Consider the following 14,743-nt stretch of genomic DNA (forward strand, 5'->3'; position numbering starts at 1 on the left):
ACATAATTTATTTGTTATAGAAGATGCAACAGAAGCACTAGGATCTACTTGTGATGGCAAAATGGCCGGAACTATAGGTGATATAGGATGTTTTAGTTTTAATGGAAATAAACTTATAACTACTGGAGCAGGTGGAATGCTTGTAACTAACAATTTAGAATATGGTGAAAGAGCAAAATTTTTATCTACTCAAGCAAAAGTGGTTACTGACAATAAAGCATTTTACCATTCAGAAATAGGATATAATATGAGAATGCCAAATCTTTTAGCTGCATTTGGAGTAGCTCAACTTGAGAATGTTAAGGAATATTTAAAAACTAAAAGAGAAAATGCATTGTATTATAACGAGCTTCTGGGTAAGATTAAAGGAATTACATTGCCAGTTGAAAGAAAAAATGTAGAAAACTGTTATTGGCTATATTCAATCCTAGTTGAAGATGAATATGGTATAACTCGTGATGAGCTTATACAAAAATTAAATGCAGATAAAATAGAGGCGAGACCTTTCTTTATGCCTATCCATGATATGCCTCCATATAAGGGAAGTAAACATGGTGATTTAACTGTTACAAATGATCTTTACGCACGAGGAATAAATCTTCCAAGTTCTGTAGGACTTAAAAAAGAGGACATAAAAGCGGTATGTGAAATAATAAAAAACTCCAAGAAATAACGTTGTTATTTCTTGCTTTTTAATGGCACAAAAGAAGATGGTTAACAGCACCAGAGGTGATGGTTAACAGCAGCAAAAGTGATGGTTAAGCTGGATAGGAGACAGATATGAACATAGATTTTTTAAAAAAACTGTACCAGAGCAGATTAGTGAAAAGTGGGATATGGTTTACTATAGGAACTTTTTTCATACAAGGAATTTCATTTATAACCATGCCTATATTTACGCGTATGCTTGGTACTACTGGCTTTGGAATAGTTAATGTATATACTACATGGCTTTCCGTTTTTACGACCCTAATTACATTAGGACTCCTTGCTACAGTTAATAATGCAAAAGTGGATTTTAAAGAAAGATATGATGAGTTTGCCTCCTCTATACTTTTTTTAGCTACACTGCTTGCTATTTTATGGTTTATAATTGCATTTATTTTTAAAAAGCAAATAGGTAATATTATTAATTTAAATTCTATATTAGTTATGTGCCTTATCATTCAAAGTTTTTTTGGATTTATTGTGGATTTTTCAAATGCAAAATTAAATGCTGAATATAAGTATAAGAAATTTTTACTAATATCAATAAGTAATGCTATTTTAAACACAATTTTAGCTATAATACTTATATATAATTTAAAAACAGATAAATATTATGGTAGGATTGGTTCTTTACTTATTGTCGCTTTACTTTATGGAACAGTTTTATACATAATTGCAATGAGAAAAGGAAAAAAACTAATTAATTTTAAATACTGGAAGTATGCTTTAATATTATCGATACCAGCAATTGTACATCTTTTATCGGGTGTAATATTGCAGTCAGTGGATACAGTAATGATAAACAGTATGTTAGGGTCAAGTGCCGCAGGAATATACAGTTTTGCTTATAAAATAGGAATGATAATGTACATTGTGTGGCTAGCTTGTAACAAAGCTTGGGTGCCTTGGTTTTATGAAAATATGAAAGAAAAAAACTATGATGATATAAGACTTAAAATTAAATATTATATTGCATTGTTTTCTGTTATGGGATTTGTATTAATATTTATATCTCCTGAAATAGGAAAACTAATGGGATCATCAGATTTTTATGGTGGATTAAATTATGTACCATTAATAATGGTTGGATATTATTTTCAGTTTTTATACAGTATACCAGCTAATCTTGAGTTTTATACTAAAAATACAAAGTTACTTTCCCTTGGAACGCTTATTGCGGCTTTAACAAATGTTGTTTTAAACTATATCATGATTCCAAGATATGGTGCAGTTGCAGCTACTTGGACAACAATAATAGCATATGTTATATTGTTTTTATATCATTATTTTATATCCCTACGTATATTTGATGTAAGAATATATACTTTTAAACCTTTTGCATATGGTATTATATCAATAGTATTAAGTAGTGTTATGTTTTATATAGTTAAAAACAATTTGATTTTAAGATATGGAATTTTAATAACAATATTAGTTATATTAGGTTATCAGATTAAAAAGATTAGTAAAAGATTAATGCAAAAATAAATCAAAAGAGTAGGATGGAATTTAATGGTTAAATTAATCTATACAGCACAAAAAAAAGAATTAATAATGAATGGTAAGGTTATGGGTTTATTTGAATATATAGGGAATATAAACATAGAAGATGAAGCCTTCAAATATTTAAGCTACTTAGAAAATCAAAAGGTTAATGGGTTAAAACTTGAAGAATTATATTTATATGATAATGTACCCTTATATGTGTTCGATAGACCTACAATATACAGAAAATTGAATGGTTTGATCTTTTGTATTATGGTTATAATGAATACAAAGGATAAAATTAATGAAGATTTAGAAGTAGATACAGATGATGACATTATGGAAAAGGTTTGTGATGATGTATTCAATATTAAATGTAATAAAATATATAACAAAAAAAACATTCGTACAGTAAGTAAAGTAAAGTTATTTAGAAGATTTATCAGAGGAATAGGGAGTTATTCTAAATTTTTATTAAATAATTCGCTCCTTAATAAAAAACAATGTAAACAACCATTCTTAGTTATTTCGCATGCTTCAGATTTAAATCCTGTTAAAGGTAATAAAAATGGTTATTACGATACTCAATTAGGACAAGTTATAGATAAATTAAAAGAAAATTATAATGTGATAAATTTCCAACAGTTAAACAATAAATATATTATAGATAAGACCTTAAATTATCATGAAAATTTTGTACCATTCGAATTATTTATTTTTTACAAAAGACTTAAATCAAAAAAATATATAAATATTAGCCTAATAGTTGATAATTTAATTTATATTAATAAATTAGATTTTCATTTCAATGAACTAAATCTTAAAAATGTTATGCTTAATTACGTAATGAAGAATTTAAGACAAAACTATTATTCTTATTTATATGAGTTGGTAGTAGCGGAAAAATTTATTGACAAATTGAAGATTAAGAAATGTTTAGTAGTTGGAGAAGGGGATAGAGGACGATGTTTTATAGCTGCAGGCAATAGGTTTAAAATAGAGACCTATGCAGTACAACATGGAATAATAAATGAAACATCATCTACTTATATAATTAATTCAAAGTATAAAGAGGTGTTAGTTCCTAAACATACATTCGTGTGGGGAGAAAACTATAAAAACTTATTAATATCTCATACAAATGTATATAATAAAGAAAATATTAGTGTTGTTGGACAAGTAAGAACAGACACTTTAGTTCAAAATGGATATTTAAAAACCGTTAAAAGAAGCGGGATGCTAAAAATAGTTTATGCAACTCAATATTTTAGAGATTTACTTGAACCTGCTACTATAATGTTATTTAAGGCACTAAGTTTAATGAAGGAAGACTATAAATTAATTATAAAACTTCATCCTGCAGATTTAAACTTCGAATTTTATGAAGCTATGGTGGAAAAATTTCATATAAAAAACTGTGAAATAATGAAAGATGGAGATTTGTATGAATTAATTAAATGGAGTGATCTCATAATAAGTGTACATTCAACTGTAGTTGTAGAAGCTGCTCTTATGAATAAACCATCTATTTGTATAATCCTTCCTAAATATAACGATGCTGGTGGGTTTGTTAAAGATGGAATCTCATTTGGTGTTAAGGATGAAAATGAACTTTTGGAATATATGGTAAAAGTAAATTTAGAAAATATTACTTTAAACAATAACATGAAAAAGTATATTACTGAAAATTTTTATAAGTTAGATGGAAAAGTAACAGAGAGAATAATAAGTATTATAGAAAACCCTTATGAGAGTTTTAAAGGGACAGTTAAAAATGGTGATTTATAATTAATTTTCTAAGACTCTTGTTTATGCTTAAATAGTATAAAAGAATAGGAGGAAATCCATGGTAAAAATTTGTTTTTTAGCAGATGCACAAAGTATACATACCAGAAAATGGGCTCAATATTTTTCTGGTATTTATAATGAAATTCATATAATTTCTATGAGAAAAACAGAGTATGTTTATGAAAGTAATGTATATGTGCATGTACTGAGAAGTATATCTAAAAATAAATTAAGTTACTTTTTACTAATTAAAGATATTAAAAAATTAGTGAAAGAAATCAATCCGGACATATTGCATAGTCATTATGCATCTAGTTACGGACTTTATGGGAGAATGTGCAATTTCCACCCTTTTATAATTTCTGTATGGGGTAGTGATGTATATGAGTTTCCTAAAGGGAACATTGCTAAAAAGTTGTTACTTAAGTATATATTGAAAGGATCAGACAAAGTCTGTTCTACAAGCTATAATATGGCTGAGGAAACAAGGAAATATTATAACAAAGAGATTATAATAACCCCATTTGGTGTAAATATAGACAAATTTAAATGTTACACACCTATATTAAGTAGTAGTAATATTACAATAGGGGTTATTAAAGGATTAGAAAAGATATATGGAATAGAGTATCTTATTGAGGGCTTTTCAAAGGCTATACGTGAATACCAAGGGAGCAAAGAATTAAAGCTTTTAATTGTTGGTGATGGTACCCAAAGAATTAAACTTGAATCATTAGTAAAGGAACTAGGTATTAATTCTAGTGTTATTTTTACAGGGAAAATAGATAATGATAAAGTACCTGAATATATAAATATGATGGATATCGTATGTTTACCTTCGTTAAGTGAGAGTTTTGGGGTTTCAGCTGTTGAGGCATGTGCATGTGGAAGGCCAATACTTGCTACTAACGTAGGTGGATTAAAAGAGATAATTTTTGATAATTATAATGGCTTTATAATAAAGCAAAAAAGTAGTGAAGATATAAAATTAAAAATTATTAAAATTATTGGGAATGAAGCACAAATGATGGAATTTTCAAAAAATGCAAGAAAGTTAGTTCTTGAGAAGTATAGTTGGGTTAACAATGCAAAAATAATGGATAATTTATATAAAAAACTGGTCAATATTGATAAATAGTGATATTATGTTATAGTTTGAAACAACTTTGTTATTAAAAACAAAAATAGAAGGAGTAATACAATTAATAGTATGAATTGGGGTAGTGGTGACGTTAAATGAAACATATAGCATTTATATATTTTAATGAGGCATTTAAAAATCAAATAGAATATACAGTTAATACTATATTTCAGGATTATGAAGTAGATGTCTTAATAGTTAGTGCTAATGATTTTAAGTGTTTAGACCAAATTTTTGATTTAGTAATATGTTATGGAAATATTAGGACTGATATTTGTGCAAATATGATATTATTAGAAGGCCCTTTATTTTCAAAGGAATACCTGACTTTAAAATCAATTCCAACGGATATACAAAGCTATGAAGGATTACCTGTTTTTTTTATGAATAGTGACGAAGACTATTTTATGAAAAGTGTGGAAAATAAATTTATTGTCAATATAGACATTATTCAAGCTAGTTTTTTCTTTTTGACTTGTTATGAGGAATACGTCATAAATGAATATGATATGTATGGTAGGTTTAACATAGAGAAAAGTACATTGTATATACATGATTTACTCAACAGGCCGGTTGTAAATGAGAGCATTCAATGGTTTGTAGATACGATAAATTTAAAATATAATTTTAATATTAAAAAAAAGAATTTATGGGGTGAGAAAAACTTTCAGGTATTATTGTCACATGATGTAGATGTGGTTAGTAAATACTTGACTTTTCTGCGGGAAGTAAGGCTTCAACTTAGTATTTTGCTTATAGACAGAAAACCAATAGAAGTTTTAAGGCGAATCAAAGGATATATAGCTACAGAGTTATGTAAAACAGAGAAGGATCCTTGTGACACTTTTAATATGATTTTAACTATGGAAAAAAGCAAGGGATACAATTCTAGCTTCTATTTTATGGCAGATGGTAAGGGATATAGTCCAAATAATAGAAAAGTGAAAGAAATCTTAAAACAAATATCTTATGGAAGAAATGAAATTGGATTTCATCCAGGGCTTGGTACATCTGATAATGAAAACTTATTCAATAAAGAATTTATGATATTTAAAAAAAACTTTATGGGGGTAGGTAAGGTTGGGGTTAGGCAGCACTATTTAAGTTTTAATGCTCAAAAAACTTGGTCAATTCAGGAGAAGTATGGAATTAATTATGACACTACGTTATGTTTCCCCGAGCGTGCTGGTTTTAAGGGTGGATATTGTTTACCTTATAAGCCATATGATTTAAAGAACGATAGAATTGTTGATGTATGGGAAATCCCATTAATAGTTATGGATGGCTCTTTAATGCAATACATGAAATTGGATTTTATGGGATCCGTAAAGTATATTAAGGAATTGATTCAAAAAGTTGAGATTCATAAGGGTGTTTTTGTTTTATTGTGGCATAATTCTGCAATTTCAAATGAATATAATATTCATTCTAGAGATATATTTCAGTGGTTTTATGATTATATTAAAACTTGCAATTGCGATGTTACTAGTGGAGGAGATATAATTTCAAAATACGAGAAAACTATTTAGGAGGATGAAAATGAAATTTACAGGAGACCTTAAGGATTATTATAATTATATGAAAAAATATATTTATATAATTTTAGGATTATATGTGATTATAGAAATAGGACTATTTATAAAAATTGGTACATCAAATGTGCTTATGTTTCTCTGTAGCATATTTGTAACGTTATTTGTAATTTGTAGTTTGATATTAATGTTTAAAGACTTTATTACAGCAAGTAAGATTTACGCTATATCAATGCCCATAATACCTATGGTGTTTTATATTATGCATAGGTTGCATATGGATGAAATAGGTCAAGTATTATATATAGCTTACTTTGCTATATATTTAATCACTATGATTCGTGAATATAAAAATGGTGAATTTGATCTTTCAAGACTTACAACTAAATATAAGAAAATAAGTATATTATATGTTATATTGTTAATACTTGCAATAATATCTTCGGTGGGAAGCATTCATGTTTTAGAAGCATTTAAACTCGTGATACTTAGCATAGTCTCAATGATGGTATATAGTATTGGAATGTTATGTTATAAGAAAAACAATAAAGACTTTTTTAAGGATATATTGTTTTATTTATGTATAGGAGTTACATTATCATCAATTCCAGATATAATAGTTACAATATATAATTTAATAATTAGACATACTAATCAGCATCTTTATGGTGTTCTAGGTAGCAATTTTATGCTTGGATATACAATAATGGTAATGCCGTTTATATTACTCTATGCTTTAAATAAAGAATTGTCTGGGAAATATAATAAAATATATCAATTGTTATTATTAATTCAAATAATCAATTTTTGTGGTCAAAAATCAAGAGGTATTCTTTTCACATTAGCAATATGCTTTTTTGTTTCTATTATCATTGATAGAAGAAATTGGAAAAAGTATATATTAATCTCTATCGTTGTATTTTCTTGTATGACTTACAATGTTATGCATAGATGGGATGTGGAGGGTATTGTAGATGGTATTAAAATAACTAGTCCAGCAAGCCTTGTTACGAGTAATGCAAAAATATGGAACAGATTAATAAATGAAGCTAAAAATAGAAGACCTATATGGGCTTTAGCTCTTGGAATGGTTAAAGATCATGCGTATTTTGGTGTGGGACCAGGGCATTTTAAATATTATTACTTAGAATATGGTGGTAATCCTAAAAAAATGTATATAGATGCTCATAATATTGTGCTTGATTTAATTACAGAATTCGGAATTGTATTTTCATTTACATTTATGGTAGCATGGATAGGAGCTTTATTAAAATCAGTATTAGATATTATTAAAAATAGGAAGAAAGATTTTAAAGAGTTTAAATGGCCTGGAATTATTGGGGTTATTTGTCTCTTAATTTATGGAAACATTACAGGGCAATCTTTTATGGCCTCAGCAAATCCACTAAGTGTAGCACCTGCTTTTGTTTTTACTGTGGTGATGATATTAATGATATACCCAGAAGGAAAATCTACTAATTAAGATTTAGAATAGTGTGAGGGGTTTGTAATGAAAAATATACTAATTGTTGCTTATTTTTATCCGCCACTTGGTGGTGCAGGAGTTCAGAGAACTTTAAAATTTGCTAAATTTCTAAAGAAATTTGGCTATAATGTATTTGTACTTACTGTAAATAATGAAAAGGGAACTATAAAGGATGAATCTTTAAAACTTGAGTCAACTGATGGAATAAAAGTATTTAGGGCTATTCAAAAAGAAAATTTTATTGTTAATTCCATTCTTAATAGAAAAGTAACTGATGTTAAAATAGATAATAAAGAAAATACTATAAAAAAAGCGCCTGAGACTACATTGAAATCTAGAATTAAGAGGAAAGTAAAAAAACATTTATTAAATATGTATAGAAATATGTATATACCTGATGATAAAATATCGTGGAAAAAAGATGCGGTAAGGGTAGGTCTTAAAATAATTAATGATGAGAAAATAGATATAATATATTCTACATCAGCACCATATACTGCACATTTAATTGCATATGAATTGAAACAAAAGTCTAATCTGCCATGGATTGCAGATTTTCGTGATCAGTGGGTAGCTAATCCATTTGTAGCTTACTCATCCTATGCTAAAATAAAAAATGAAAAAATGGAGAAAATGGTAATAGAAAAGGCTGATAAAGTAATATCTGTAAGTAAACCTATAATAGATGAGTTCGCTTATAGATATAAAGATGAGGCAGCAGGTAAATTCAAGACTATTACTAATGGATATGACGAAGAAGATTTTGCTGATTTTAACATGAATTTGGTGGCAAAAAAATATATTATAACTCATAATGGTACTCTATATGGTAAGAGATCACCTAAGAATTTCTTGATAGCTATAGATAAACTGATAATGGAAAAAAAGATAAAGCAGGATGAACTTACAATTAGATTTGTTGGACAAATAGGAAAAGATGCCCAAGAGGATATACGATTTTTTGTTGCTAAATATGATAATATTATTGAATTTATATCATACTTGCCACATAAAGAAAGTTTAAAGAAATTAGAAGAGTCTACTGCAACACTTTTAATTATTGAAGCTGGCGAGGGTAGTGATGGAATATATACAGGTAAGCTTTTTGAATACATAAGGAGTGGACGCGATATCGTAGGTATTGTGCCTCCAGGGGTTGCTAGAGATTTAATAATAAGTACAAATACAGGTTTTTGTTGTCATCCTGAAAAAGTGGATGAAATTGAAGTGGCTATATACAAATCTTATAGTATTTGGAAGGGTATGCATAAAAGAACAGATATTAATTGGAAAAAAGTTAGTGAGTACAGTAGGGAAAATTTAACTCGCGATTTAATGAATGTTATTGAAAGTTTATAGAGAATGTTGTGGAAGGAAGTGTAAATCCTGATTTTATCAAAGAAAAACTTTGGTGAATGGTAGGAGTATATATGAAAATATTAACAGTAGTAGGAGCAAGACCACAGTTCATAAAAGCAGCGGCAGTATCTAATATCATCAGAAAAGAGCATGAGGAAATTTTAGTGCATACAGGCCAACATTATGATGAAAATATGTCAAAAATCTTTTTTGAGGAACTTAACATACCTAAACCTGATTATAATTTAGGAGTAGGTTCAGGTGGACATGGCAAACAAACAGGAAATATGTTAATAGAACTTGAAGAACTTTATGAAAAAGAAAAACCAGATATGGTTTTGGTTTATGGAGACACGAACTCAACTTTAGCTGGTGCACTTTGTGCAAGTAAATTACTTATTCCAGTAGCTCATATAGAAGCTGGACTTAGAAGCTTTAATATGACTATGCCAGAAGAGCAAAATAGAATTTTAACAGACCATATATCAAAATATTTATTTGTACCTACGGCTTCAGCTATTAAAAACCTTAGTAACGAAGGAGTTACGAGTGGTGTTTATAATGTAGGAGATGTAATGTATGATGCAACACTTAATTTTTCAAAACTTTCAAAAGAAAAATCAAAGATTATGAAAGAGCTGAACTTAAAACAGGAAGAATTTATATTAGCGACTATTCATAGAGCAGAAAATACCAATGATATAAATAGGTTAAGAAATATAATTGAAGCATTAAATGAAAGTGGTCAGCAAGTAATACTACCATTACATCCAAGGACCAAGAAGTATATGGACGATTATAATTTATCATTTAACAAAAATATAAAGATAATAGATCCAGTTGGGTACTTAGATATGATAAGTTTAGAAATGCACTGTAGAAAGATTATTACAGATAGTGGTGGAGTTCAAAAGGAAGCTTTCTTTATGAATAAGCCTTGCATTACTATGAGAGATGAAACAGAATGGGTAGAAACAGTAGAAAATGGTTGGAATATTGTTGTTGGAACTAATAAAGCTAAGATATTAGATGGTATAATCAATTTTACACCCAATAAAGTTCAACAAAATATTTTTGGTGATGGTCACGCTGCAGAGAAAATTTTAGAAATCATAAACAAATAATAGAGGTGGAAAATGCGTATTTTATTCTTAACACAATATTGTCCTCCAGAAGTTGGGGCGCCTCAAAATAGAATTTTTGAGTTTGCTAAAAAATTAAAAGAATTTGGTCATGAAGTTACAATATTAACAGCTCTACCTAACTACCCTAGGGGAGAAATCTTTGATGAGTACAAAGGACGTGGAGTTGTTATCGAGGAAATCGAGGGTATAAAGATAGTTAGAACTAGTATTTATGCTACAAAATCTAAGCAGTTTACTAAAAGGTTAAGAAATTATTTATCTTTTACTTTTTCATCAGTAATTAGTGGCGCTAAACATATAGATAAACAGGATGTAATAATAACAGAATCTCCACCACTGTTCCTTGGATTTTCAGGGTTCGTATTAGCTAAGCTTAAAGGAGCTAAATTTATTTTTAACATATCTGACTTATGGCCAGAATCAGCTATAAAATTAGGTGTGCTTCATAATAGATTGTTCATAAAAATGTCTGTATGGCTAGAAGAATTCTGTTATAGAAGGGCTGCAGCTGTTACATGTCAAACACAAGGAATAGTTGATGACATAGTTAATAGAGGTTTCGATAAAAATAAAATACACCTTTTAACTAATGGAGTGGATACAAAGTTATTTAAAAAAGAAAACCGAGATGAAAATTTTAGGCGAGAAATAGGTATAGAAAATAAATTCGCATTATGTTATGCTGGCATTCATGGTATTGCACAAGGACTTGAAGTTATAATAAATGCAGCGGAGATAGTAAAAGATGAAGAAAATATTCAATTTATTTTTGTAGGTGATGGTCCAGAAAAACAGGATCTTATAAATTTGGTTAAAGAAAAAGAGTTAACAAATGTTACATTTTTGCCTCTTCAGCCGAAAACTAATATGCCTAAAATAGTAGCATCAATGGACGCCGCTATAATTCCTTTAAAGAAATTAGAGCTGTTTAAAGGTGCACTACCTTCAAAAATGTTTGAAACATTGGCTTCAGAAGTTCCAATTATTCTTCCTGTACAGGGAGAAGCTGCAAAGCTAATAAATAATGCAAATGCAGGGATAGTTGTGGAACCTGAAAATTCAAAAGAAATTGCAGAAGCGGTGTTAAAGTTATATAATGATATAGAACTTAGAAATGAATTAGGTCAAAATGGCAGAGCTTATGTTATGGAAAATTATGCTAGAGAAAATATAACAAGAAAACTTGAAAAAATATTGATGAATTTATAAAAATCATAATAAGTTGCAGTCCCTCACTTACAAATTGAAGCGTCTTTGAAAGTGAGGGACTGATTATGTAGTAATGATATTATTATTGTATAAAGAGGTGTAAATAATGAAAAATAAGTATAGTATTTTATATTGTTTAATGTGTGTATATATAGTAATAATGCCTTTGATTCAGGAAGGAACAAATTTTAGAGGAATACCTGTGTCGGATATCTTACTAGGAATAGTTATATTTGTGTATCTTATAAAAATAATTATTGAGAAGGCTACGCGTGAAAGGTTTCTTTACGGCATTAAAGACTTGTTTAGTAGTGTTTTAAGTATTTCCATAATGGTATTATTAGGTATAATGTTATTGTCCACATTGTATGCAACTGAAAAAACATTAGCATTAACCGAAAGTGCAAGATTTTTAACTTATGTATTTATATTTTTTGTAATTAAATATGAGTTTAATACTAAAAAATTAGTGAAGAATTTATTGAAATGTTATATATTCACAGCAGGGCTCTTAAGCATTTTTGGTATAATCCAACATTTCACAAGGATTGGATTAGATAAAAAGTTTGTAGTTCATTATACAGGATATAGTGTGGTTAAAATTGCAGCGACTATGTTTAATCCTAATGCCTATGCTGCCTTTCTTATTTTAATTATATTTCCAGTAGTAATGCTCACTATTTATGAGAAAAACAAAAAAAACAAGGGTATGTACGGGATAATATCAATTTTATTATTTGTAAATATAATTATGACTTATTCTAGGAATGCACAAGTAGGAGTTTGTATAGGTGCAGTAGTATTATGTGTAATTTACAGCTATAAATTAATTATAGCTTTTGGTGGTATAGGGATTTTTACTTTATTTATGCCATCGGTCCTTGATAGGGTTCGAGATTTACCAAATACAGCGGAAAATGAATCTAGAATTAAATTGTGGAAAACGGCAATGATGATGATTAAAGATCATCCGATTTTAGGCGTTGGAAATGGTAACTTCATTAGTAGATATAATGAATATGTTAGTAAATATAAGGGTTTAAGTTATAATGCTTACAAAAGATATCCTGCTCATAATTCTTATTTGAAGGTTGAGAGTGAATTGGGTATAGTAGGAATAGCATCTTTTTTAGCAGTTTTAGTGACATCACTTATTAGAGTGAAGAAACTATTTACTATAACAAATGATAAGTTTATAAAAGCTTTTTATATGGGAGCATTTGCTTCAATGATTGCATTTTTCTTTATGAATATATCAGATAATTTATTTTTTGTACCTATGGCTACAACGTATTTTTGGTTTTTAATAGCTACAGCTGAGAGTTTATTAAATTCATCAGAAATTAATTAAAATATATGAATTATTAAAAAAATTGTAAATAAAAAGTATTTAAATATTCATGAGAAGGTAGGGGTATAAGGTGAATAAAAGTAAAATGATAACTATAGATAAGAAAACACACATTGAGAATAAAAAATTTCAATTTGCACTTAAGAGATTAATGGACATTATATTATCTTTAATAGGGATAATTATATTATCACCTATATATTTAATTATCATTATTGCTATTAAAATAGACTCAAAAGGTGGAACTATATTTAGGCAAATTAGGGTTGGGAAAGATGGTGAAAATTTTACCATTTATAAATTTCGAACCATGATAGTTCAAGCTGAGAGTAAAAGAAAACTTGATATTAATCCAGATGATCTTGAAAATTTTGTATTTCAAAGCAGGTCAGACAGTAGGGTAACTAAGGTGGGTAATTTTTTAAGACGTAGTAGTTTAGATGAGATCCCTCAACTTTTTAATGTTTTATTTGGCAATATGAGTCTTGTAGGACCTAGACCTGAAATACCAGAAGTAGTTAAGTATTATCCAGAAAGTTATCATCAAAGACTTCTAGTTTTGCCAGGAATAACTGGACTTGCACAAATTAGTGGAAGAGGTGAAATAGAGCTAGGAAAAACGGTTGCTTATGATCTTGATTATATTAAGGACTTTTCAGTTATATTAGATATAAAAATAATCTTATTAACAGTGGTGTCTGTATTTAAGAAAGATGGTGCTTTTTAGTAGCTCACATTAGTGAGTTACTAAATTAAAGTAATTTAATATTGAATCTGCTAGAGGTAGGTTGTTTGGAGGAATTTATGATAACGAAAATTTTACAATATAAAATTTTTAATGATAATATGGGAGCTTTATTTGAGGCTATAGACAATTTTGAAAAAGTACATATTATTTCAGGAAACCCAGAAGTTCTCCTTAGTGGACTTGAAAATACTGTTTTGCTCCATAATTTTACAAGTGAAAATTCGATTATTATTCCAGATGGAATTGGAACAGTTATTTGTTCGAAAATTGTAGGAAATCCTGTTAAAGAAAAAATTGCAGGTATAGAAGTCATGGATAATATAGTGAAAAAATGTGAAAAAGATAATGAAGGAATATATCTCTTAGGATCAACAAAAGAGACAGTTGATATGTGTAATATAAATTTACGAACTAAATATCGAAAGCTTAATATACTTGGTAGCCATGATGGATATTTTGAATTAGATAATTGTGAAGATATATTAAAAGAAATAGAAACCGTAAAACCTAAAGTATTATTCGTTGCAATGGGATGTCCAAGGCAAGAATTATTTATAACAAAGTACATGGACAGGCTTCCTTGCAAAATATTTATGGGGGTTGGGGGAAGTTTTGATAATATTGCGGGTAAGGTTAAACGCGCACCTAAATGGATGATAAACTTAGGAATGGAATGGTTATATAGAGTAATAAAAGAGCCATTTAGGATTAAAAGATTATCATCTATACCAAAATTTATTATGATGGTAATAAAATATAAAAACAAACAGGAGTAAATATTGTTTTTTTAG

General features: G+C 28.4%; 12 protein-coding genes. All 12 read left to right on the top strand.

Annotated elements, in window-relative coordinates:
- On the top strand, positions 1-673 hold a 673-nt coding region (locus KPL44_RS13385), incomplete at its 5' end, for a DegT/DnrJ/EryC1/StrS family aminotransferase (RefSeq protein ID WP_216251148.1).
- Between the two features lie 107 nt (positions 674-780).
- The gene (locus KPL44_RS13390) at positions 781-2,196 is read left to right on the top strand and encodes an oligosaccharide flippase family protein (RefSeq protein ID WP_216251151.1); all 1,416 of its coding nucleotides are present in this window, start codon (positions 781-783) and stop codon (positions 2,194-2,196) included.
- Positions 2,197-2,220: 24 nt separating this feature from the next.
- Entirely contained in the window at positions 2,221-3,981 is a 1,761-nt protein-coding gene (locus KPL44_RS13395; protein ID WP_216251154.1) for a hypothetical protein, read from the top strand.
- 58 nt (positions 3,982-4,039) lie between these two features.
- On the top strand, positions 4,040-5,119 hold the full coding sequence (locus KPL44_RS13400; protein ID WP_216251156.1) for a glycosyltransferase: 1,080 nt from the start codon (positions 4,040-4,042) through the stop codon (positions 5,117-5,119).
- A gap of 98 nt (positions 5,120-5,217) precedes the next feature.
- Entirely contained in the window at positions 5,218-6,651 is a 1,434-nt protein-coding gene (locus KPL44_RS13405) for a polysaccharide deacetylase family protein (RefSeq protein ID WP_216251171.1), read from the top strand.
- Positions 6,652-6,661: 10 nt separating this feature from the next.
- Positions 6,662-8,137: an O-antigen ligase family protein gene (locus KPL44_RS13410; protein WP_216251173.1), complete on the top strand. Its 1,476-nt coding sequence runs from the start codon at positions 6,662-6,664 to the stop codon at positions 8,135-8,137.
- A 27-nt stretch (positions 8,138-8,164) separates the two neighbouring features.
- Positions 8,165-9,499: a glycosyltransferase gene (locus KPL44_RS13415; protein ID WP_216251175.1), complete on the top strand. Its 1,335-nt coding sequence runs from the start codon at positions 8,165-8,167 to the stop codon at positions 9,497-9,499.
- Positions 9,500-9,570: 71 nt separating this feature from the next.
- Positions 9,571-10,623: a non-hydrolyzing UDP-N-acetylglucosamine 2-epimerase gene (wecB, locus tag KPL44_RS13420; RefSeq protein ID WP_216251177.1), complete on the top strand. Its 1,053-nt coding sequence runs from the start codon at positions 9,571-9,573 to the stop codon at positions 10,621-10,623.
- 12 nt (positions 10,624-10,635) lie between these two features.
- Positions 10,636-11,853: a glycosyltransferase family 4 protein gene (locus tag KPL44_RS13425; protein ID WP_216251179.1), complete on the top strand. Its 1,218-nt coding sequence runs from the start codon at positions 10,636-10,638 to the stop codon at positions 11,851-11,853.
- A 106-nt stretch (positions 11,854-11,959) separates the two neighbouring features.
- A complete protein-coding gene (locus tag KPL44_RS13430) occupies positions 11,960-13,204 on the top strand; it encodes an O-antigen ligase family protein (protein ID WP_216251181.1) in 1,245 nt (414 codons plus the stop codon).
- Positions 13,205-13,289: 85 nt separating this feature from the next.
- Positions 13,290-13,931 (top strand): sugar transferase, encoded by a 642-nt coding sequence (locus KPL44_RS13435; protein ID WP_216251552.1) that lies wholly within the window; start codon positions 13,290-13,292, stop codon positions 13,929-13,931.
- Positions 13,932-14,008: 77 nt separating this feature from the next.
- A complete protein-coding gene (locus KPL44_RS13440; protein WP_216251184.1) occupies positions 14,009-14,728 on the top strand; it encodes a WecB/TagA/CpsF family glycosyltransferase in 720 nt (239 codons plus the stop codon).
- Positions 14,729-14,743 lie beyond the last annotated feature (15 nt).

Source organism: Clostridium sp. DSM 17811, from assembly GCF_018861905.1.
In the GTDB taxonomy this organism is placed as follows: domain Bacteria; phylum Bacillota; class Clostridia; order Clostridiales; family Clostridiaceae; genus Clostridium_AD; species Clostridium_AD frigoriphilum.

Coding starts and splice junctions, on each gene's coding strand:
- KPL44_RS13390 (WP_216251151.1), top strand. CDS start 781: ATGAACATAGATTTTTTAAAAAAACTGTACCAGAGCAGATTAGTGAAA.
- KPL44_RS13395 (WP_216251154.1), top strand. CDS start 2,221: ATGGTTAAATTAATCTATACAGCACAAAAAAAAGAATTAATAATGAAT.
- KPL44_RS13400 (WP_216251156.1), top strand. CDS start 4,040: ATGGTAAAAATTTGTTTTTTAGCAGATGCACAAAGTATACATACCAGA.
- KPL44_RS13405 (WP_216251171.1), top strand. CDS start 5,218: ATGAAACATATAGCATTTATATATTTTAATGAGGCATTTAAAAATCAA.
- KPL44_RS13410 (WP_216251173.1), top strand. CDS start 6,662: ATGAAATTTACAGGAGACCTTAAGGATTATTATAATTATATGAAAAAA.
- KPL44_RS13415 (WP_216251175.1), top strand. CDS start 8,165: ATGAAAAATATACTAATTGTTGCTTATTTTTATCCGCCACTTGGTGGT.
- wecB (WP_216251177.1), top strand. CDS start 9,571: ATGAAAATATTAACAGTAGTAGGAGCAAGACCACAGTTCATAAAAGCA.
- KPL44_RS13425 (WP_216251179.1), top strand. CDS start 10,636: ATGCGTATTTTATTCTTAACACAATATTGTCCTCCAGAAGTTGGGGCG.
- KPL44_RS13430 (WP_216251181.1), top strand. CDS start 11,960: ATGAAAAATAAGTATAGTATTTTATATTGTTTAATGTGTGTATATATA.
- KPL44_RS13435 (WP_216251552.1), top strand. CDS start 13,290: ATGATAACTATAGATAAGAAAACACACATTGAGAATAAAAAATTTCAA.
- KPL44_RS13440 (WP_216251184.1), top strand. CDS start 14,009: ATGATAACGAAAATTTTACAATATAAAATTTTTAATGATAATATGGGA.